Origin of the sequence: Caldichromatium japonicum, assembly GCF_011290485.1 — a bacterium.
GTDB classification, from domain to species: Bacteria; Pseudomonadota; Gammaproteobacteria; order Chromatiales; family Chromatiaceae; genus Thermochromatium; species Thermochromatium japonicum.
On record NZ_CP048029.1, the window covers coordinates 2,100,972 to 2,122,594 of the forward strand.

Genomic DNA, 21,623 nt, shown 5'->3' on the forward strand with positions numbered 1-21,623 from the left:
GGCGCTGGCTGGCGGAGGGATCCGGCGGCGAAAGCAAATTTCGCTGAAGCATGACATCAGTTTTGTTCCTGTTGATGCGTATCCAGATGACGATTTGATGGCTAAGGACGAATCGGCATACTATCTGCCTAACATGCAACCCAGCGAGCAGCGGTGTTTGTAACAAGATCCAGGCGCGTCTAGAACTCAAAATGGCAGCACCTCCTCTCACCTCTGCGTCCAGACAGCGTTTGCTTGCTTGCTGGCACCGGCTTGCACACGCCGAACGCGAGACCCTGCTTGCGTTCGCTGAGTTTCTCGTCAATCGCGCCGGCGTTTCACCGTCGGACGGAGCTGGTGCGATCCCGACACCTCAATCCATCCCCCGTCCACCCACTGAGACGGTGATCGGCGCCATCCGGCGTTTATCCCAAAGCTATGCGATGCTCGACCGCGACGCCTTGCTGCATGAGGCATCTGCCCTGATGAGCGCCCATGTTTTGCAGGGCCGCCCCGCATCCGAGGTCATTGAAGAGCTGGAGGCGCTCTTTGCCCGGCATTATCAGCATTATCGCGCCAAGCTCATCGGCCAGGATTGATCAAGCACTGGATATGAACGTGATCCTCCTCTGGTTCAAGCGACATTTCGCCGACCCGCAAATCGTTTTTCTCACCTTAATCCTATTGACCGTATTTGCGGTCGTGGTCTTGTTCGGCGACATGCTGATGCCGGTGCTTGCTAGCCTGGTCATCGCCTATTTGCTAGAGGGTGGTGTGGGGATGCTCCAGCGGCGCGGCTGGAAGCGTTTGCCGAGCGTGCTTGTGATCTATCTGGCCTTCATTGCCTTCGTTGCCTTGGCACTGATCGGCGTGATGCCTTTGCTCTCACGCCAGATCAAAGAGCTCGTACAACAACTCCCTACAATGGTCAGCGAAGGCCTGCGTTTTCTGAACGCGCTCCCCGAGGACTACCCCGATCTGTTCAGCCAACAACAGATCGATGCCCTGATCACCTATATGCGTGCCGAGACCATCTCCTTTGGTCAGCAGGTCTTGTCTTGGTCGCTCGCCAACGTCGCGGGGATCATCACCCTGCTGGTCTATCTGGTCTTGGTGCCGATCCTGGTATTTTTCTTCATGAAGGATAAGGATCTGATCCTTGCCTGGTTTAGGCGCTATCTTCCCAGGCATCATGGCATCGCCCATCATGTCTGGCGCGAGCTCGACCGTCAGATCGCCAACTATATCCGCGGCAAGGTCTGGGAGATCCTGATCGTCTGGGGGGTGAGTTTCGTCACCTTTTACGCGTTCGGCCTGAGATATGCGATGTTGCTGTCCTTCTTGGTGGGCTTATCGGTCTTGATCCCTTATATCGGTGCGACCGTGGTCACTATCCCGGTCTTATTGGTCGCTTGGTTTCAATGGGGCTGGTCGGCGCAGTTTGCCTGGCTCAGTCTCGCCTATCTGATCATCCAGGTCCTCGACGGCAATGTCCTGGTGCCCTTGATCTTTTCCGAGGCCGTCAATCTGCATCCGGTGGCCATCATCGTCGCCATCCTTGTCTTCGGTGGGCTCTGGAACTTTTGGGGGGTCTTTTTTGCCATCCCCTTGGCTACCTTAGTCCAGGCGGTCATCAATGCTTGGCCTAGCCTGCCACTCGGGGAACGGGAGATCGAGGGCAGCGTTATCCCCTGAGGAAACGCTGAACAAATCGTTTCTCGTCATTCCGGCGAAAGCTGGAACGGGATCCATACACATCTATCACCCGGACCCCAACTTTTGCCCGGGTGACGAATCAATCAAGCTTTCCCTAAGCGCCCTGTAGCCTTATTTGTGATGGTCCCAGGCTTACGCGCCCCAGCTTGAGGTTGAGCTTGTCACTCAACCGTCAAATTCGCTCGCTATAGTCGGCTAGCATCTGCTTTGAGCGGATGATGAGTGAGATAAACGCGATGCGACTCCTGATCGAAAAAAAACGCGATGCGCTGCAGGCAGGGATCTTGGGGCTCGGCCAGCAGGTGGCGCTCAGCTTGCAGCGTTCGCTCGCTGCCTTGCGCCAACGCGATCTGGATATGGCGCGCCAGATCATCGACACCGATACCAATATCAACCATGAGCGGCGGGTGTTGGAACAACAGGCGCTGGTCATCCTCGCAGCGAATCAGCCAGCAGGTCACGACCTGCGTCTGATCGGCGCCTCGCTGGATATGATCTCGGAGCTCGAGCGCATTGCCGACCATGCCGCCGATGTAGCGCGCATCCTGTTGCGGACACCCAATCTGCCCTTCCCTGACGCGCCGGCCCAACGGATCGTCCAGATGGGTGAGGCGGCTTCGGCCATGTTCGAGCAGGTCATGACGGTCTATGCCCACAATGGTTCGGCAGAGCAGGCCCGCGCTGCCGTATCCCGTGAACAGGCAGTCGATGCCATGGAAGAGCTGGCGATCCGCGAGGTCATCACCTGGCTGTGTGACCAGCAGTACGCCTCGTCATTGCTGGGAATGCAGTTGCTATGGATCGCCCATCATTACGAGCGGATTGCCGACCGCGCGACCAATCTCGCCGAGCGTCTCATTTATATCGAGACCGGCGAGCTCCCAGAGCTCAATCCATAGGGTGTATTCTCAATCAAGTCAACCAGACGATGGTGCAAGCCAGATAAACGAACGACAGGGAAGACGAGGCGAGCTTGTCGTAGCGCGTGGCGATGCGTCTGAATTGCTGGATGCGACAGAAGAAGCGCTTGATCAGATTGCGGTTTTTGTAGAGATGCCGGTTGAACGAGCGCGGATTGAGTCGGTTGGAGCGTGGGGGGATGACCGCCTGGCTGCCCTGTGCGGTCACCGTTTCGACAAGGGCATCCGAGTCGTAACCCTTGTCGGCAATGACGCACTCGGTCGGTTGGTCCTGGATCAACGCCGCGGCCTGCTCGATGTCGGCGACCTGCCCTGCCGAGAGAATGACGCGCAGCGGATTGCCCAAGGCATCCACCGCAACGTGCAGTTTGGTCGTCAACCCGCCCCGCAAGCGACCGATTTCCTGTTGGCCCGCTTTTTTGGGGCGCCAGCAGAATGTGAGTGGGCGCGCACGATGGTCGAGTCGATGAACAGATGCTCCATGTCGGCATCGCCTTGCAGTGCGGCGGCCACGCGCTCCCAAACACCTTTCTCGCGCCAGCGCGAGAAACGCACATATGTCCGGTGCCAGTGGCCCAGCTCGGCTGGCAAATCGCGCCACAGACAGCCGGTGCGCATGATCCAGAGCACGGCTTTGACAACGCGCCGGTTGTCCCTCGCTGTGCAACCCGGATCGCTCTTCTTCCCCGGTAACAGCTGCTCAATGCGTGCCCACCGCTCATCTCATAACATCTTCCGCTCCATCCTGACTCCTGCGCAAAAGTCAGGATATGACCAGACTTCACCCACTGTGAACAGCCCCTCGCCATGTCAGTGACTGTGAACGATTTATGCAGCCTCGCTTGCATATGACATAGCACTATGCGCACGATTGAGAATAGGACCTAATGTAATGATCCCATCGCCGGTATCCTGAGATAGCGCAAAGCAACGCTTGCCAGGATAATGATGGCGATCAGGCGCCCAAACCAGGCAGCGGCTGGATAGCCGCCACCGTCGATCAATAGACTGACAGCGGCAAGCACGGCCAAACTGGCTACAGCCAGATGGATGCCTAGCCATCCCGCAGGCGACGGCCAACGCCCTGCCAAGCGTCCCCCCACCCAGGCGGCGAGCGCACCGACCATCAGGCCGCTGAGCACATCGAGCGGCCAGTGCACCCCGACTGCGACGCGGCTCAAACCCACCAAAACCGCAAGGACGAGCAACAGCAGACGGATCTCGATCCAGCGCGTATGTGCGATGAATACGCCGCCGAGGACCGCAGCCGTGATGCTATGACCTGAAGGAAAGCTGGCATGGGTCAATGCGGGTCCGATGAGATGGAATGCATCGACCGGTAGGATAGCCGGCGGGCGGGCGGCGTCGATCAGTTCCTTCAAACCGCGGCTAGTACCTGTCGCAAGCAGGCCTGCGAGGATCAAGGCCCACAAGAGGCGGGGCCTATGCCAGCAAAACAAAACCGCTAAGGCCAGCGCCATACGTTCATCGCCCAAAAGGGTCAAGCAAGACCACACCCAATCGGGATGGGCAGTCGCTAGGGTATTGAGCCGGAGAAAACCGGCGTGATAGCCACAAATGAATGCAACCCCGAGTCCCAAGATCAGGCAAACCCCAGCCCAATTCAGCAACCAACGCTCGCCGCTTGCCAAGGGACCGTGATCAAGGGCCATAGCCTGTTGTAAATGCCAGCGCAACCGCTGCAATCGCTCACGCAGCCGCGGCCCTGGGCGCTTGGATTCTAGGGCGCATTGTTCAAACATGGATGAGTTCATGGGTAACAGACAGTTCAGGCATGCTCGATGACAAAGCATAAAACGTTATCGATTGCATCAGCCTCTAGGGCGATCATCAGCAGGCGGTCGAGTCCCAGGGCAACCCCAGCGCAATCCGGCAAGCCATATGCCAGTGCCGCCAGCAGATGGCGATCGATGGGCGGGCAGGTCTGACCGCACGCACGCCGGAGCTCGAGGTCGGCCAAAAAACGCCACTCTTGTTCAGCAGCATCGGTCAGCTCATGAAAACCGTTAGCCAATTCCAGTCCTTCGACATAGAGCTCGAAGCGGGCGGCAGTGGCCACCCCATCTGACCAACGCAGACGCGCCAGGGCCGCTTGACTAGGGGGATAGTCATGGATGAATGTCAGACACCCGCGCCCCAGCTCAGGGACTATGAGGTGGGTGAGCAGCAGATCGAGCCAGCCGTCATTGTCGAGATCAAGCCGCTCGGCCCCGGCAATGCCGGCGCGCTCGGCAAGCGCACGCAACTGACTGGTCTGTGCCGTCCAAGGATCTAGACCCAGGCGCCCCTGAAAGAGCGCGCGATAACTGATGCGCTCACAGGCGAGGGCGGGACGCTCTAGCGCATACCGGACCAAGGCGGCGACCTCATCCATCAACCGCTGGTCATCCCAGCCGGGTCGATACCATTCGAGCAAGCTGAACTCGGGATGATGCCAGCGTCCCCGTTCCTCGTCGCGAAAGACCTTGCAAATTTGATAGATCGGCCCGCTGCCAGCGGCTAGGAGCCGCTTCATGGCAAACTCGGGTGAGGTCTGGAGATACAGAGGACGCGCATCCCCCCACCCTGGCAGGGCAAGCCGGGTAGTCAGGCTAGCGAGTGCCGGATCGGTCACTGATGCCTGCGACAGGATCGGAGTCTCGACCTCTAGCACGCCGGCCTCGGCAAAGAAGTTACGGATGCGCGCATAGAGGGCCGCGCGGGCCCGGATCGCCATCTGGTTTGCGCTAGGACGCCACGCAAGGCCTGGAGATTCGGTCATCCTCGCACTGTCTAGAGCGCCGGTTTATGCTGAATCCTTGACACGCGAAACATATTCGCCGGTGCGGGTATCGACCTTGATCAGCTCACCAGTCTGGATGAACAAGGGCACCCGGACCACGGCGCCAGTCTCGAGCGTGGCCGGTTTGCTACCGCCACTCGAGGTATCGCCGCGCACCCCCGGATCGGTCTCGACCACAGCGAGCACCACAAAGGTCGGCGGCTCGACCGACAGGGGGGCCCCGTTCCACAAGGTCACCTTACAGATATCCTGCTCCTTGATCCATTTGGCGGCCTCGCCGACAGCCGCAGCGCTGGCGGTCATCTGTTCATAGGTCGTCTGATCCATGAAATACCAGTCATTGCCGTCGTTATAGAGATACTGCATGTCGGTATCATGGACATCGGCGGCCTCGACCGTATCGCCGGACTTAAAGGTCTTTTCGATGACCCGTCCGGTCTTAAGATTGCGCACCTTGACGCGATTGAATGCCTGACCCTTGCCGGGCTTGACGAACTCGTTTTCGAGGATGGCGTAGGGATCGCCATCCAGCATGATCTTGAGCCCGCCCCTGAATTCATTCGTACTATAAGACGCCATGTCATCCTCACAACAACTGCTATTAAAGTTCAAAATGGTAACCCAAGGGCAGGGCCTTTGTCAGAAGCCGCAAGGGATAATCAGGGCTGCGACCTTCACGCGTGTCGCCGATCTCTTGAACTTTGTCGGGGTTGCCTACGAGCACATTCCCGATCTGGACGAGGCACCTGGGACTTTTGGTCTCAAGGTGCCTCGTGCCTTCGCCGAACGTATGCGGCGCGCTGACCCAGATGACCCGCTCCTGCGCCAGGTGCTGCCCCGGCGCGCAGAGCACCAGAGCATCGCGGGCTATAGCGAAGACCCAGTCGCCGATCGGTCAGCCGAGCGCGTCCCGGGACTCCTGGTCAAATATGCCGGACGTGCACTGGTGGTCACGACCGGCGCCTGCGCCATCCATTGCCGCTATTGTTTTCGCCGTCATTTCCAGTATCCCTCCCTGGGAACGCATCTAGAAGCAATCCTCGCGGCGATCGCCGCCGACCAGTCGCTGAACGAGGTCATCCTCAGTGGCGGTGATCCCCTGATGCTTTCCGATGACCGGCTCGCTGAACTGATCGGACGGTTGAGCCAGATCCGTCAGCTCAAGCGGCTGCGTATCCATAGCCGCGTTCCTGTCGTCTGGCCTGAACGGCTGAACAACCGCTTGGCGCAGATCCTGTCTGGAGGTCGGCTGACGGGCATCTTGGTGATCCATGCCAATCACCCGCATGAGCTCAGCGAAACGGTCTGCGCCACCCTGCGCGATTGGCGCACCCTGGGCCTGACCTTGCTTAACCAAAGCGTCTTGCTCAAAGGGGTCAATGATCAAATTGCTACCTTGGCTGAATTGAGCGAACGGCTGTTTGCCTGCGGGGTCCTGCCCTATTATCTGCATGCACTCGACCGGGTCGCCGGCAGCGCCCATTTTGCAGTCGAGGATACCCAGGCCCAGTCATTGATTGCGGGGCTGCGGGCGCGTCTGCCTGGCTATCTGGTCCCGCGGTTGGTGCGCGAGCATCCCCGGGCGCCTGCGAAACAGCCGTTCATCTAAAGACAATATCCAAGAGGCTTTTACCGCACGACCGGTAAGTTCGATAATCCGACAACATGCCCTGGAGCTGATGCGGACGACATCCCAATGCCTGTGCCCAGTCATCAACCGACGCTGCTCATCATCACCTCCGAGACCAGCGAAGCGGAACGGCTGATGGCCGTGCTTCGCGAGTCGCATCTTGCCAAACAAGCGCTGACAGTTCCCAATGCCGAGCATTTAGAACGGGCGATCGGGAATCACAGCTGCGATCTGGTCCTCTGTTGCGCCTATGACCGCGACATCGATGTCGATGCCGTGCTCGCAACCTATCAGCGTCTCGGGGCCGACATCCCTTTGATCCTCATCACCGATCCCGATAGCTGGGAAACAGACGTCAGCCGGGCGCGCCGCGCCGGGGTACGCGATCTGGTGCGGCGCGGTGATAGTGAACACCTGTGTTTGAGCGCGATGCGCGAGCTCAACGATCTGCGCGCGCGGCGCACCGCCAAGGGACTTAACCAGCGCCTGGAGCGCTGTGACCAGGCGGCCCTAAGCCTGGCGGATGTCTGCGGCGCTGGCGTGGCCCTCATCCAAGATGGTCTCCACATGCAGGCCAACCCTGCTTATGCCGGACTCTTTGGGTATGTCTCGCCTGAGGATATCCTCGCGCTTCCCCTGCTCGATCTGATCGCCCCCGAGGATCATCCAGGCCTCCGCGACCTGCTCAAGGCAATCGACCCGGACAATCCACCCCTGCCCACTACTATCGAGGCAACCTGTGTGCGCGCCGATGCGAGCCGCTTTCGGGCACTCTTACTCTTCGCCCCTAGCACCTTCGAAGATGAGCCCTGCCTGCGCCTGATCGCCCAGCCCCTCACGATCCCCAGCTCATCTGTCGCCACCAAGGTCTGCTTCGCAGCAGGACGTCCTGGACTCATACCGCTGATCGAGGAGATCGAGCGCCATATCGATCAGCAGCGCTATGTCAGCCATCCCTTTGCCATCTTTTTCATCCATGTCCCCAAGGCCGCAGATCTGATGCGCGACATGGGTTTATCGATCGGGCTCGAGGTGATGGATGAATTCAGTGAGTCACTGGCCAATCTCATCGGCAAGCGCGGTATCCTGGCAAGGGTCGGTCTGGATGGTTTCGGGCTGGTCGTCCCGGGGCTCGATGAGTCATCCGCCCAGGCCCTGGCCGCTGAGCTCAGCGCCAAGGCGCGCCTGCCGCTGCGTGTCCCGATCCAAGAGAACAGGCCACCGGATTGCAAAGTGGGTTATTTCGTGGTGCGCGATCGCGCCTCAGCGCCAGAGGATATCCTCAACGCTGCCTATCGGCTGTGCGTCGGTCAGCCGCCCGGCAGCGACGCCGTCTCTGTTGCTGCAAGTCAGGATCAAGAAGAGGCCATGGCCCGCAAGATCGAATTTGCCCTGCGCAATGATCAGCTCAAATTGAGCTATCAGCCCATCATCAGTCTCATGGGTGATAATCAGGAAAACTATTCCGTCCTGTTGCGCCTATTCGATGAAGACGAGAACCTATTCGAGGCCAAAGAGTTTATTCGGGTCGCTGTCCGTCAGGGCCTGATTGAAGAGCTCGACCGCTGGGTCATGCGTTCAGCGATCGAGGTCGTCGGGCAACGCCGGCGCGCTGGGCACAACCTGAGCCTATTCGTCACCCTCGCCGAGGAGAGTTTCCGTAATCCAAACTTTGTGCTCTGGATCTGCGATTGGCTGCGCGAGTTCGATGTCCGCGGCAATTGGCTGACGATCCAGTTTCATGAGGAATCGGTGATCGGCAACCTCGCCAGTATCGGCAAATTAATCGAGACGCTACGTAAGATCAAATGCCGGGTGGCCATCAGCCATTTTGGCACGGCTGATCGCCCGGAGATCTTACTCCAAGCCCTGTCGCTCGATTTCGTGCTGTTTCAACCAGAGCTCGCGCGCGGCCTAGCCGACGATCCCCCGAAACAGCAGCGTTTGATGCAGCTTGCCACCCTTGCCCGCGAATTCAATGTCAAGAGCGTGGTCACCGGGGTCGAAGATGCGCGTACCCTGACCGTCCTCTGGACTGCCGGGGTTGACTATGTCCAGGGCAACTTTCTCCAGCGTCCCTCCCCCACCATCGAGATCCAGACCTAGGTTGTGCTCAACGACGGTTGATGGCGGGCAAGCAGACGATAGACCGAACCGATGTACGAATCCTTCTTCGGCCTCAAACGCAGGCCATTCGCGCCCTTGCCTGATCCGGCGCTTTTTTATCCAAGCCCAGGCCATCGCCAGGCCATGCGACTGGTTGCCTCGCCCTTGCATACCGCAGGCGGCTGGCTGCTGTTGACTGGCGATGCAGGGGTCGGGAAGACTGCCCTCGCCCGTTATCTGATCGAGCAGACGAAGGATCGGGGGATTGGCTATGTCCATGCCGGTCCTCGTGCCGGTATACTCCTGCATGCGATCGGCACCGCATATGGTTTCCCGCAACCGGCGTCGGCGGACCTCGCCAGCCAAAGGCGAACCCTGGCCGCCACCTTCGCCGAGCTAGCCACCCAAGGATACCCCCCACTTTTGATTATCGACGGTGCCCAAGATCTCGATCACAAGGAGCTTGAGGGGCTTTTGAGCCTCGACCCAGACGACAGGCTGCGTCTGCTGCTCCTTGGGCGTTCTGAACTGGGCGAGAGACTCAGGCAGCCTGGCTATGAAGTCATTCGCGCGCGGATTGTCTTATTTTATCAGCTCAACCCCCTCAATCCGGACGAAACCAGCCGCTATATCCGCTATCGTCTCCAACAGGTTGGTGGGTCCCCAGACCTCTTTACACCCCAGGCCGTCGCGTCCATCTTCACGCATAGTCGCGGGCTGCCGCGCCTGATCAACCTACTATGCGAACAAGCCTTGATCCTCGCCTATCAGCGCGGCGCACGCTCGATCGATGAACAGCTGATCGCGCAAGCGATGTGCGACCCACCACCGCTGGACCTCGATCCAAGCGGTGCCCCGGGAGCGCAACCCTCGCCCCCTGACTCAGGGGTGCGATTCGACCAGCAGGAGCGGCTGGCTCGCACCAGCGAACGGCCTCTAGCATCAGCATCTTCCCTGGACCTCGCCTCTTTCAAGCCTCATCCTCCCGATGCGCTGCCTGTCTTTTACCTCAAATCTGCAGCGCCCGAATCTGCAGCGCCCGAACCCAGCGTAGAGGCACCAGAACACCCAGCGGTCCAGAATGGGCGTTTATCACCCCACTACCGCCGGCCTTTTGCAAGGCCTATCCCCATCCTAATCGCCGGCATCCTCGTTATCGCGGGGCTCATTGGCTGGTATCTCTATGTGGGCCGGATCTGGATAGATGCTACCCCGCAAGCCGTTTCCTTGGCGGATACTGATCGCCCGCTCCCTGAATCCGTCTTAGATACGCCTGCAAGCCCCGAACCCAGCCCGCTATCCTCCTCCGCCGAGATGCCCCTGTCCGAAACCGGTGCAGAGCAACCGGGATTCGAGGATCTGATCAGCCTGGCCCAGGAGCCAAGCGGACCAACACATCAACCCCTATCCGCGCATCGCGATACCGCAGCGACAGACGACGGCGAACCTAAGCCAAACCTTGCGGGGATTGCTGAACGTTTGACCGCGTTAGGCATCGCCTATGAATGGCGGAGCCCTTCTCATCTGCGCGCCGATCTCTCGCCCAAGATCCAATTTCGCGAGGGAAGCGTGGCCCTCGACGAGCCGGCGCGCGCATTCCTCGCCCAGATTGCGGCAGTGGTACGCGAGGCAGGCGATATCCGCCTCCATGTTCGCGCCCACACCGACAGCCACGGTGCCCAGACCAACAATCAACGGCTGTCACAACGGCGAGCGGCGGATGTCGCCTTTGTCCTGCGACTCAACGGCATCCCCAATTCGCGCATCACCTACGAGGGCAAGGGCTCGTCTGAACCCCGTTTCAGTCCTGAGGAGGAGCGCCGCCTTGGGCCAGAGATCAACCGCCGGATCGAGATCGATCTGATCGCAGGCACAGACGGGCGTTATTGATAAGAAACAAATGCTTTTGAAGAAGCTGCCGTTTGCGCTGTGGAGCCGGCAGGCGGTGCGGCAGTTGATCCTCGACCGTTTTGGCATCGAGCTCAGGCCGCAGGGGGAGGGCAAGTACTTGGCGCGCTGGGGATTGACGCCCCAGAAACCGATTCGGCGCGCCTATGAGCAAAGCCCGCCGGCGATCAAGACGTCCGAGATTCGCGTCACGCACCGTCGCGAAGGCCTGTCGGTGATCTCGACGCTGACCAACCGCGGAAAGGTGCCTTGGAAGGCGTTCGCGGGGGCGATGAACGCCGACATCCTGATCGACTTCATGAAGCGGCTCGTCAAGGACGCCAGGGGCAAGAAGATCTTCCTCATCCTCGACAACCTGCACGTGCATCACACCAAGCCGGTCAAGGCCTGGCTGGCTGCATGCGCCAATGAAATCGAGGCCTCCTCCCTCCCCCCCTACAGCCCAGCACTGAACCCCAACGAGATGCTCAAGGCCACCATCACCGCGCAGGCGCCCTCCCGCGCCAAGGGCGATCTGAAGAAGGCGACCGTCAGCCACCTGCGCCGCCTTCTCAATTCCCCCCAACGCATCATGCGCTACTTCCAGCATCCCAAGCTCCATGATGCCGCGTAATATAAGTTCATTGGTTTCGGATTAATAGCATCGTTCACCAGGGCATGAACCAATTCATGAACTGCATCGGGCGGCTGATGCTGTTATTCATCACCGCCATATCCTGGCGCATCGAGGCGGTTGAAACGGTCATGTTGCGCATGGCGACATCCATCTGCTGAAGGCTGACCAACATCGGCTGGAGTGCCTGGACATCCTGGGCGATGGATTCGACATTGGCGGTCATCCGGCGCACGTCCTGACTCATCTGGGCGACATTGCTCGAGATGGCCTGCATGTTGCTTGCCATCACCGTCATGTTGGTATCGACGCTGATCGCGAGATAATGGACGTCCTTGGCTAGGCTAAAAACCAGATAAAAGCCGTAGGCGGCAAGGATGATGAAGGCAAAGAGCGATGGATAGACGATGAGTTCCCAGCGTTTGGCGCTGCTCTCGAATGCCTGCGACAGGCGATCGATCGCATAGACATTGCCTTCGCTTGCCGTCATGGCCTCCGCGGGGACCTGGTCGGTCTTCGGCGCTGCGTTATCCTGCATGATCAATCCTCCCCCCCCAACCGGCGGTCGGTGAATAGCTCAGCCAACGAGATGCGGATAGAGCGCCGCCGCCAGGCCCATGAACTCGTGTGCTCCCTTGCCGCGCGGCTCGAGCTCGAAGACTGCGAGCCCCTCGCTGAACGAACGGCGAAAGATAGTGCGCTGGGAAAGCCGCGGTTTAACGAAACGTAACCCCGGCAATGAGACCAAGGCCGCAGCGGTCTCCTGGGTCTCTTGGACCGCATGGTGGGTATCGCCGCGATTGATAAATCCTATGACCTCAAGCGGCTGGGGGCGCTCGATCTCGCCGATCATCCGCAGAAAACGCTGAGCAGACCAGACATCGGCCTGCGAAGGAGGGACGGGGATCAACAACCGGTCGGCCAGTGCCAGCGCCAGCCGCAGGCCGTCCATGTCCGCGGTCCCGACATCGATGAGCGACTCATCGGCAGCGCGCAAGCGCGTTGGGTCCAGGGCCTCCTTGCCAAGGACCGCAAGCGCCGGCTTAAAGCCTTCCTCGCGCCGCACACCGATCACATCGGTCAGCGTGGCTTGGGGGTCGGCATCGACGAGCAAGAGGTTGGTCTCGGCCATGATGAGCCACACGGCGAGATTGAAGACCAAGGTACTCTTGCCCGATCCGCCTTTGAGGCTGCCGACGACGGTGATCATGCGCTCAGGATCCAGGCATTGACACTGGCTGCCGATGCTACGGGTACGGCCATCCCATTCGTCTGCCGTTCAGCGCGGCGGCGCCTGCGGAGGTTCTACCTTGGTATAACCAGCTGGCACCTGGAACAAGGCATCCGGTTGCGGGCCGATCTGGATATTGGTGAGTTCCTGGACAATGCCGCCTGGCATCTCTTGACGCACCGCGAGTTTAAGCTCTGGGTCATACCATTGATAGGTTCGCACCGGTTGTTCATTGGGGGCAAACATGGTCATCTCCCATTTCTCGACCCGCCGGCCTGCAACCGATTCGATCCCTAGCACCCGCAATTCCATCGCCTGACCGTTAGGCATCTGATATTTGAGCGGCATCCCGCGCTCGGCATCCAGCCATTGAAAGCCGGTCAAGGTCTGGCCCTCATGGTTCATCGTCATCTCCCACTTGATTGCCCGCCGGCCCGCAATCGCCTCCTCGCCAACCCGACGACAGCTCAGGTTGGTGATCCCTTGGCAGGGGTTGGTCTCAGCGGAAGGCGAGCGCGACATCTGGCCGGCCATCGGCGCCGGACGCTCCATATAACCCTGGCGTTCTGGAAAGATCATCCATTCCATCCCGCGGTTCTGATCGACGATGCGGATCATATTTTGGCCCTGGTGCGACATCTCGGTGCGCATCCGATTGCTGCCGACATACATCTTGCCGCTACTCATCTGGCCATCTGGCCCGCGCATGATCATGTCGGCTGAGAACTCGATCCCGGCAATCTCGGCCAGGGATGCACAGGCTATGAGCGATCCCGCTATCAAGATCCCGAGTGCGCCTATCTTATGGCTTCTCATCGTTTGTTATCTCCTCTCATCACGTGGTTGGTCATCACAAATAAAGCGCGGATCGCAAGACATCGGTTCAACGCGGCCAAACATCCGAGGGCACATTAGCGCGGCCTGGGGCCAGCGTGTCGAATAAGGTCTGTGGCGGTGGTTCATCCACCCCACGGCGCTCGGCATCGAGCGGACGCCAGCGCATGCTGGGCCCCATACGCTCCCGCTCGCGTGGACTGAGCGGTCGAAAGCGGAGTTCACCCTCTGCCGGCTGGGCAGCGCCGCTCGGCGGATCGCCGCGAAAGCGATAGATTGGCTCGCCGCCATTGCCTTCCTGCGGATCAGGATTCCAGATACCTGGTAAAGGTCCGATTGGAACTGGGTTCGATTGCCAATCGATGCCATGGGGATCGGGGCGTTCATAGCCCTTGCGATAATCCGGCTCCAGCATCTGGAAGAGATCGGTCGCGATGGACTGGGATTGGGCCGAGCCCGCAGCCAATCCTGCGATCAATATCAGCCAATACATGGCCTTACCGATCGGGTTGGGCCCATCAAGGGGCGACCCGACAACCTGACGACGAATGGCCGAATCCTATCACAGGCCAGGACCAACCTGTATTGGCGTATCGCGATGGGACCATGACCGGCCTATTCCGGATCGGGAGGGTGATCGGTCTTGAGCCGGATACCGCGTCGCCCCATGCGTTTGGCCGAAGGGGCATCCGTGGTTGATACCTTGAGGGCATTGGGTGCAGGAGCGGTAGCTAGCTGATCAGCGGGTATTGGCCCTCTCTCCTGATCCGGCTTTTTGACCGTCCCCTCTCTTGCCGGATGTACCTCAGGGTCGATACCTTGCGGCACTGCGGGCTGAGCGGGACTTGTCTCGGTTCGGGCACGCATTGGGCGATTTTTGGTGTGTGGTTGATGCCATGACTTGAAGGCCTCGCCAAGCAATAACAGGATCCCGCGTAGGGCATAGAAGATCAGGATCGCAGCCTCGATCAGTCCGCCCCAGATCCGGACCCAGAGCGGCTGAGCTCGGACCTTGGATGCACTCTGGATCTTTGAACGCGCCCCTTGAAGCGCACATTTGAATTCAGAGCCAGGCGGCAGGCCAGCAGCCGCAACCTTACACATATCCTCCTCAGCAGCAACACAACCCAAGGGGATAACGACCAGGGTGAGCAAGGTCGAGATCAGGACCCCAGACAGCAGCGAGATCGCCATTCCCTGGAAGATGGGGTCGGTGATGATGACGCTCGAGCCCGCGACCAGGGCCAAGGCAGTGATCAGGATCGGGCGGGTACGGATCTTACAGGCGCGGATCACCGCTTCGGCGATCGGCACCCCCTTCTGGAGCTCGCTCAAGGCGAAATCGACGAGCAGGATCGAGTTGCGCACGATGATTCCCGCGAGCGCGATCCAGCCGATCATCGAGGTCGCGGTAAACTCGCCGCCCATCCCCAGGATGAACATCAGGGCATGCGCAGGGATGATGCCGAGGAGGGTCAAGGGGATCGGCGCCATGATCACCAAGGGGATGCGGAAGTTGCCGAACTCCCAGACCACTAAAATATAGATCAAAAGCAGTGCGACTGCGAAGGCTGCGCCCATGTCGCGGAAGGTCTCATAGGTGACCGTCCATTCGCCCGACCATTCCCAGGCAAGCCGGCTGTCATCCGGTGGCGGCCCCAGCCAATAGAAGGCGTCCCCGAATCCCCCGCTCTCTGCGGGCCGAGTGCCATCTGGCGCCACGGTGTCCTGCATGAGCCTTTGGATCTGGAACATAGCATAAACGGGCGCGGCCAACCGTCCGCCGACATCGGCGACCACATATTCGATCGGGCGCAGGTCCTTGTGATAGATGATGTCGTCCTCGGGCGCGCGCTGGAACTGACCGAGCTCGCCCAGTGGCACTGTCATCCCCTGGGTCGATAGGATCGGCAGGTCGCTCAGACGCTGGATCTGGGAGCGCTCGCCCAAGGGTACCTGAAGCACGATGGGGATCGGTTCATGTCCGCTCTGCCGGCCGGCCTGTTGCTTGATGTCGCCCAGGGTGGTGCCCCCTAAGGCCATCGCCAGGTTCCGATTGATCACCTCGACCGAGATCCCGCGGCGTACCGCCTTTTCGGTATCGACGTTGAAACGCCAATAATCGAAGGGATCGCGCAGATAATTATCCACATCGCGCGCGCTTTCGGCCTGCTCAAAAACCGCGGTCACATCTCGGGCGAATTGGCGCCGCAGCTCGGCTGAAGGGCCATAGATCTCGGCGACAACAGACTGCAACACCGGCGGGCCGGGCGGCATCTCGACCACCGCGATCCGCGCGCCAGTACCCTGGATGATCGGCTGCAGGCGTTCGCGCGCTTCGACCGCAATCTCGTGGCTAGTGCGATGCCGATCGCGTTTATGCAGGAGCTGGACCTGAAGCTCTGCCTGCCAGGGGTCCGAGCGCAGATAATAATGGCGCACCATCCCGTTGAAATCGAAGGGACGTGCGGTCCCGGCATAGAGTTGGATCGCCGTCACCTCGGGGATGTTTTTGAGCTCCAAGGCCATGCGATGCGCCAGATTGGCGGTGACCGGCAGGGCCGTACCCTCGGGCAGATTGATCACCACCGAAAACTCGGGCTTGTTGTCGAGTGGCAGCATCTTGACCGCCACCCACTTGAAATAAAAGAACGAGCAGGTGAACAAAAAGGTCCCCCAGAGCACCAGGCGAAACAGCCGGCGTTTGGCCGGGTCCTCGATGAGCGGGGTCAGGATAAAGCGAAAGAAGTGTTCCAACCGTTCGGAAGTCAGACGCTCGCGCCTCTCGGCGACCTCGAGATAGTCCATCGTAGGCCGCAGCCATTTGGAGATCGCCAAATACGGGGTAAAGACGAAGGCGGCAAAGAGCGAGATGAACATCGCCACCGACCCCAATTTGGGGATCGGCGCCATATAGGGCCCCATCATACCGCTGACAAAACCCATCGGCAGCAAAGCCGCGATGACCGTGAAGGTGGCGATGATGGTGGGGTTGCCGACCTCGCGTACGGCATCCACCGCGGTCTCCTCGTCGGTTCGACCCTCTTCGAGCCAGCGCCGGTAGATGTTCTCGATGACCACGATGGCGTCATCGACGAGGATGCCGATCGAGAAGATCAAGGCAAACAGGCTCACGCGGTCGATGGTCATGCCCCACAGCCAGGCAGTGAAGACGGTCATGAACAACACCACGGGGACAACCAGCATGACCACCAGTGCCGGGCGCAGGGCGCGGAAGGCCAACAGCACCAGCACGAAGACGAAGAAGGTCGCGACGATGAGCTTAAAGATCAGCTCATTGACCTTGTCGTTGGCAGTCTCGCCATAGTTACGGGTGATGCTGACCTCGACGTTGCTTGGGATGCGGGTGTTCTTAAGCTCTTCGACCTTGGCGATGATGGCATGGGCGACGGTCACGCCATTGGTCAGCTCCTTTTTCGCAATCGCGATGGTCACCGCGGGGCGACCATCGACCCGCTCGCTGAGCTTCGAGGCCGGCCCGGTGTAATAGCTGACCATCTGCGAGGTATCTTCCTCGGGCCCGAGCTTGACGTCGGCGACGTCGTGGAGATACACGGGCATCCCGTTATAGCTCCCCACCACCAGGCGCCGGATCTCTTCCACACTGGTGAGGAACGAACCAGTGGTCACCGCAAAGCGCGCACCGCCTGCCTCGACCCCACCGGCGACCGCCTCGGCATTGGCGCTCTTGATGGTCTGGGCGACCTGATCCAGGCTGATGCGATACCCAGACAGACGCTCGGGCCAGACATCGATGGTGACCTGCTCGCGTCGCCCGCCGACAATAAAAGCGTTACCCGTATCCTTGACCTGCTTGAGCGCCTGCAACACATCCTGGGCCAACAGACGCAACTGGGCATCATCGACGTCCGCAACCCCATCCCCATCCAGGTCCTTGGACCACAGGGTCAGGGTCACGATCGGGACGTCATCGATCCCTTTGCTGCGCACCAGGGGCGGCATAACCCCTGGCGGGATCTTGTCCATGTTGGAGGCGAGCTTATCGTTGACCTTGACGAGCGAGGGTCCCATGGGCTCGCCGACCTCGAACTCGACGGTCACGATCCCTTGGGCGCGCTGGGAGGCCGAATAGACGTGCTTGACCCCTGGGATCTCGCTCATGATCCGTTCAAGCGGCTGAATAGCCAGATTGGCCACCTGCTGAGCCGAGGCGCCGGGATATTGCACGAAGATATCGATCATCGGGACCGAGATCTGCGGGTCCTCCTGGCGGGGGGTCATGATCAGGCCCAGAAAACCCATCATGAGCATGGCCAGATAAAAGAGCGGTGACAGGGGCGAACGGATGAACAGGTGCGCCGTGCGCCCGGCGATGCCCAGGGCAGGCTTGCCCTTGGTATACACCGCCTGCGTCTCCAGCGGTGGATCAAGATCTTGATTCATCGGTGCAATCCTGGTGATGGCCCAGAAAAGGGACTGAATCGATCAGATCTCAGACTCAATGGTCCGGCGTCGATTCCTTGGACCAGCCGGCGCTGACCCTGGGACCCGGATTGGCCAAGATGCGTTCGCCGGGGCGCAGACCGCTTAGGACCGTGACGAAGCCACCGCCAAGCTCTTCGCCCACGCGGATCAGCCGCAGTTGCGGCTCGTTTTGTTCATTGAGCACATAGACCCCGGGCAGGCTGCCGTTATAGCGGATCGCGCTCTTGGGGATCACCGGGCTGGTGCGCGCGGGGGCCGTCTGATCCGGGATCAGGACCTTGGCATACATGCCTGGTTCCGAGACCCCCTGGGGCAGATCGAACTTGACCTTGACCGTATGGCGCTGGGGATCGGCCATGGGGAAGATCTGGGCCACCCGCACCGGCACCCGCCGGTCGCTCGGCTCGATCTCGGCCTGGAGCATCTGACCCTCGCGCAAGCCTGGGCGTAGACGGGCCGGCACATCGACCTCGACCTGGAGATATTCGACGTCAGCGAAGTTCAATAGCGGCTGGCCCGGCTGGACGGTATCGCCGACCTCAGCGTGTTTTTTGACGATCACCCCAGCAAAGGGGGCGATGCTGCGGGCGTCGCGGATCTTGGTATCGATCGCCTGGAGCTCGGCCTGGAGGCGCAGGATAGCGCTTTGCGCCTCTTGGATCTGAACGCCCGAGGCATAGATGTCTGCCGACCGCTCGACCCCTTGGTGACGATCGCCGACAAAGGCTTCAAGTGGCCGGGTGAACATCTGATCGAATAGATTAGGCAGACCCATCCCACCTGGTGCGGCGCGGGACTGGGGCGAAAAGAGCTCGCGATTAAACTGGACGCTGGCATTGCGCAGCTGGGCATCGGCTGCCGCCATCTGGGCGAGCACCGCGCGCCGTTTGGCCAGCAATTCCTCATCGTCGATTGCGACCAATACCTTGTCTTGCTCGAAGCGATCCCCTTCGCGTCCGGCGATGAAGTTCACCCGTCCCGGAAGCTGGGCGGCGAGCGTGACCTCCTTATAAGGGATCACGGTCCCTCCAACCGAGATCGTGGTCGCACCCTGGGCCTGCTGAACCACATAGACCTCGCCTGGCTGCGCTACTGTCCAGACGGGCAAGACAATCGCGAGACACGCGAACAGACAAGCGCCTAAGCGATCAAAACTTCGGCTCCCCACGGTGGTAGCACTCCGATCGTTTTTGCATGGTTTGATAGTGTCGCCCAAAAGGCGATGAGGCGGGCGGAAATAGTAGCTGCGCAGTATGCCTTCACACAGGATCTCGATCAATCACCGGCTAGGACGTATGGACTTAGCCAACCTGCTCTCAAGAAGGTGCGCAAACAGGCGCACTGTTCTCTTCCTGCCCCGAAATGCGGAGTGCATTCGTCTCTGACAGGCGTGACTTTCCCGACTACGGCAGAGACCCTCTCTGCTGTAGCGCCGCCGTTACCGGACGGACTCGCCCCGGGTAGGGCAGTTGCGGTTGCCAGCCGTTTGAGGTTGAGCGCGGCATTATTGATCCGAAACCAATGAACTTGTATTACGCGGCATCATGGAGCTTGGGATGCTGGAAGTAGCGCATGACGCGTTGGGGGGAATTGAGAAGGCGGCGCAGGTGGCTGACGGTCGCCTTCTTCAGATCGTCCTTGGCGCGGGAGGGCGCCTGCGCGGTGATGGTGGCCTTGAGCATCTCGTTGGGGTTCAGTGCTGGGCTGTAGGAGGGGAGGGAGGACGCCTCGATTTGATTGGCGCATGCAGCCAGCCAGGCCTTGACTGGCTTGGTGTGATGCACGCGCAGGTTGTCGAGGATGAGGAAGATCTTCTTGCCCCTGGCGTCCTTGACGAGCCGCTTCATGAAGTCGATCAGGATGTCGGCGTTCATCGCCCCCGCGAACGCCTTCCAAGGCACCTTGCCGCGGTTGGTCAGCGTCGAGATCACCGACAGGCCTTCGCGACGGTGCGTGACGCGAATCTCGGGCGTCTTGATCGCCGGCGCATAAGAGCGCCCGCGCACCTCGTCCGAGCGCAGCCCCGTTTCATCGCCCCAGTGGATTTCGGCGCCCTCGGCCTTGGCGCGCCGGGCAATGTCCGGGTAGGTCTCCTCAAGCCACGTCTTGCCCGCCGGCGGGCTTTGCTCATAGGCGCGCCGAATCGGTTTCTGGGGCGTCAATCCCCAGCGCACCATGTACTTGCCTTCCCCCTGCGGCCTGAGCTCGATGCCAAAACGGTCGAGGATCAACTGCCACAGCGCAAACGGCAGCTTCAGCTGATCCGGTGTCCCGTCGCACATGAGCTTGCGTATCTGGGCGTCCTGCTCCGCCAACAGCGCCCGCTTCTCACCCACCTTGCGCCCACCCCCCTTGCCCTGATGTCGAACACCCCTGCGCCCAACAATCCCCTCTGCGCGCCTATCGCTTCATACCTCCAGCCACGCCGCCGCTCTTCGCGCGCCGCAAACGACAGCAATCTCATGTCTCGTCTTTCCATGCCCACGACATCAGGACAGCTCACTCAATTTCAAAAGCATGTGTTTTTTATCAATAATTGCGTCCGGGCCAGCTTGGTCCATGAACCGAAAAAGAGCGTCTGTGGCGACTGAGAAAGAGTTGTTGAAGAAGTTTTTAGACCCGCTGAAGGTCTGCAAGCGGTACAAGCCGAAGTTTGGTCAAGGAAATAAAAAAGAAGGCGTCTCCCTTTGTCAGTTCCTTGATCTGTACGGTGCTGATCCGTTCTATGTGTGGTGCGGACTGAACTCCGCACTGATGTATGCAGCCCACAAAGCCGCAGGCGGGATGACTTCCGTGTATCGGCAAGGGGTGCGAAAACCTCTTTTGTGAAATCATCATCGACTCCACGGGCTACTCGGACAGAAACAGCGCTGCATGGTCCTACAAGACCAAGACAAGCGCTGTAAAGGACAAGACGCTCTCACTGGATGGACGGCTCCAGTTCGAGGACATCACGAACGCTGCGGTGAAGGCGCGAGTGAATGATTGGGTAACCGAATACTGTGGAATCCTCGGCGCGGAGGTTCCCGCCTACGCGCGGTGTTCGAAGTTCGGCAAGGTTACAAGAGCAAGGACAGCAAACGGCAGAACGGAGACATCGACAATATCGCCGTCGCTTGGGCACAAGGCTATATGCCGGTGTTTGCGATTTTCTCCGGGCAGATTGACGACGACTTGGTCCTTCGCTACCGAAACAGCCGGGGCGGGATTTTGGTTGGTCGCATAGACGGTGGATCGACCGTGTCCCTATTCGGCTTCTGCAAGGATGTCTTGGGCTTCGACCTCGCCGACTTCTTCAAGCGCAACTCGCCCACAATCCAGAAAGAAGTTCACGAAACGCTGGAAGCCTTGTTGAAGGCTTGACGTCGCCCCCCAATCCGTTAAGCAGCGCTCAGACCTCACGTTTAAGCATAACA

General features: G+C 60.0%; 18 protein-coding genes and 2 pseudogenes. 9 read left to right on the forward strand and 11 right to left on the reverse strand.

The genetic code is table 11. The annotated features are described in order from the left end of the window. The first annotated feature begins 191 nt into the window (after positions 1-191). The 3 genes from GWK36_RS10220 (at position 192) to phoU (ending at position 2,594) form a co-directional block, all read left to right on the forward strand. Positions 192-578: a hypothetical protein gene (locus tag GWK36_RS10220; protein ID WP_166271048.1), complete on the forward strand. Its 387-nt coding sequence runs from the start codon at positions 192-194 to the stop codon at positions 576-578. Positions 579-591: 13 nt separating this feature from the next. After that, positions 592-1,674: an AI-2E family transporter gene (locus GWK36_RS10225; protein WP_166271049.1), complete on the forward strand. Its 1,083-nt coding sequence runs from the start codon at positions 592-594 to the stop codon at positions 1,672-1,674. Positions 1,675-1,931: 257 nt separating this feature from the next. Further along, positions 1,932-2,594, forward strand: a complete 663-nt coding sequence (gene phoU, locus GWK36_RS10230) for a phosphate signaling complex protein PhoU (protein WP_166271050.1) — start codon at positions 1,932-1,934, stop codon at positions 2,592-2,594. Between the two features lie 13 nt (positions 2,595-2,607). Here phoU and GWK36_RS10235 read toward each other — a convergent pair. The 4 genes and pseudogenes from GWK36_RS10235 to efp all read right to left on the reverse strand — a co-directional run bounded on the left by GWK36_RS10235 (position 2,608) and on the right by efp (position 5,997). After that, positions 2,608-3,320: pseudogene (locus GWK36_RS10235) on the reverse strand (IS5 family transposase). Positions 3,321-3,499: 179 nt separating this feature from the next. After that, on the reverse strand, positions 3,500-4,378 hold the full coding sequence (locus GWK36_RS10240) for a phosphatase PAP2 family protein (RefSeq protein WP_246237524.1): 879 nt from the start codon (positions 4,376-4,378) through the stop codon (positions 3,500-3,502). Between the two features lie 26 nt (positions 4,379-4,404). After that, entirely contained in the window at positions 4,405-5,352 is a 948-nt protein-coding gene (epmA, locus tag GWK36_RS10245; RefSeq protein ID WP_246237525.1) for an EF-P lysine aminoacylase EpmA, read from the reverse strand. A gap of 69 nt (positions 5,353-5,421) precedes the next feature. After that, positions 5,422-5,997 carry an elongation factor P gene (gene efp, locus GWK36_RS10250; protein WP_166271052.1) on the reverse strand — a complete coding sequence of 192 codons (576 nt, stop codon included), beginning with the start codon at positions 5,995-5,997 and terminating at the stop codon, positions 5,422-5,424. A 115-nt stretch (positions 5,998-6,112) separates the two neighbouring features. Here efp and epmB point away from each other — a divergent pair, with 115 nt between their 5' ends. From epmB to GWK36_RS10270, 4 genes are all read left to right on the forward strand, one after another. Beyond that, positions 6,113-7,027 carry an EF-P beta-lysylation protein EpmB gene (gene epmB, locus GWK36_RS10255; RefSeq protein WP_246237526.1) on the forward strand — a complete coding sequence of 305 codons (915 nt, stop codon included), beginning with the start codon at positions 6,113-6,115 and terminating at the stop codon, positions 7,025-7,027. Positions 7,028-7,114: 87 nt separating this feature from the next. Beyond that, the gene (locus tag GWK36_RS10260; RefSeq protein ID WP_166271053.1) at positions 7,115-9,154 is read left to right on the forward strand and encodes an EAL domain-containing response regulator; all 2,040 of its coding nucleotides are present in this window, start codon (positions 7,115-7,117) and stop codon (positions 9,152-9,154) included. A 51-nt stretch (positions 9,155-9,205) separates the two neighbouring features. Then, positions 9,206-11,044 carry an OmpA family protein gene (locus GWK36_RS10265; protein ID WP_166271054.1) on the forward strand — a complete coding sequence of 613 codons (1,839 nt, stop codon included), beginning with the start codon at positions 9,206-9,208 and terminating at the stop codon, positions 11,042-11,044. Between the two features lie 10 nt (positions 11,045-11,054). After that, complete coding sequence (locus GWK36_RS10270; RefSeq protein ID WP_166271055.1) at positions 11,055-11,675, forward strand: transposase; 621 nt, start codon at positions 11,055-11,057, stop codon at positions 11,673-11,675. A 34-nt stretch (positions 11,676-11,709) separates the two neighbouring features. Here the strand turns inward: GWK36_RS10270 and GWK36_RS10275 are convergent, their stop codons facing one another. The 7 genes and pseudogenes from GWK36_RS10275 to GWK36_RS10305 all read right to left on the reverse strand — a co-directional run bounded on the left by GWK36_RS10275 (position 11,710) and on the right by GWK36_RS10305 (position 20,686). Next, complete coding sequence (locus tag GWK36_RS10275) at positions 11,710-12,165, reverse strand: hypothetical protein (RefSeq protein ID WP_246237841.1); 456 nt, start codon at positions 12,163-12,165, stop codon at positions 11,710-11,712. Between the two features lie 87 nt (positions 12,166-12,252). After that, positions 12,253-12,885: a ParA family protein gene (locus tag GWK36_RS10280; RefSeq protein ID WP_166271057.1), complete on the reverse strand. Its 633-nt coding sequence runs from the start codon at positions 12,883-12,885 to the stop codon at positions 12,253-12,255. 69 nt (positions 12,886-12,954) lie between these two features. Beyond that, positions 12,955-13,722 carry a hypothetical protein gene (locus GWK36_RS10285; RefSeq protein WP_166271058.1) on the reverse strand — a complete coding sequence of 256 codons (768 nt, stop codon included), beginning with the start codon at positions 13,720-13,722 and terminating at the stop codon, positions 12,955-12,957. A gap of 67 nt (positions 13,723-13,789) precedes the next feature. Then, the gene (locus GWK36_RS10290) at positions 13,790-14,233 is read right to left on the reverse strand and encodes a hypothetical protein (protein ID WP_166271059.1); all 444 of its coding nucleotides are present in this window, start codon (positions 14,231-14,233) and stop codon (positions 13,790-13,792) included. Between the two features lie 122 nt (positions 14,234-14,355). Then, positions 14,356-18,165: an efflux RND transporter permease subunit gene (locus GWK36_RS10295; RefSeq protein WP_166271060.1), complete on the reverse strand. Its 3,810-nt coding sequence runs from the start codon at positions 18,163-18,165 to the stop codon at positions 14,356-14,358. A 55-nt stretch (positions 18,166-18,220) separates the two neighbouring features. After that, positions 18,221-19,315, reverse strand: a complete 1,095-nt coding sequence (locus tag GWK36_RS10300) for an efflux RND transporter periplasmic adaptor subunit (protein WP_246237527.1) — start codon at positions 19,313-19,315, stop codon at positions 18,221-18,223. 424 nt (positions 19,316-19,739) lie between these two features. Continuing rightward, positions 19,740-20,686: pseudogene (locus tag GWK36_RS10305) on the reverse strand (IS630 family transposase). Positions 20,687-20,787: 101 nt separating this feature from the next. Between GWK36_RS10305 and GWK36_RS15035 the strand changes: the two are divergent. Together GWK36_RS15035 and GWK36_RS15040 are read left to right on the forward strand one after the other, a co-directional pair. Then, positions 20,788-21,036, forward strand: a complete 249-nt coding sequence (locus tag GWK36_RS15035) for a hypothetical protein (RefSeq protein ID WP_210756754.1) — start codon at positions 20,788-20,790, stop codon at positions 21,034-21,036. Positions 21,037-21,246: 210 nt separating this feature from the next. Then, the gene (locus GWK36_RS15040) at positions 21,247-21,570 is read left to right on the forward strand and encodes a hypothetical protein (protein ID WP_210756755.1); all 324 of its coding nucleotides are present in this window, start codon (positions 21,247-21,249) and stop codon (positions 21,568-21,570) included. Positions 21,571-21,623: the final 53 nt, after the last annotated feature.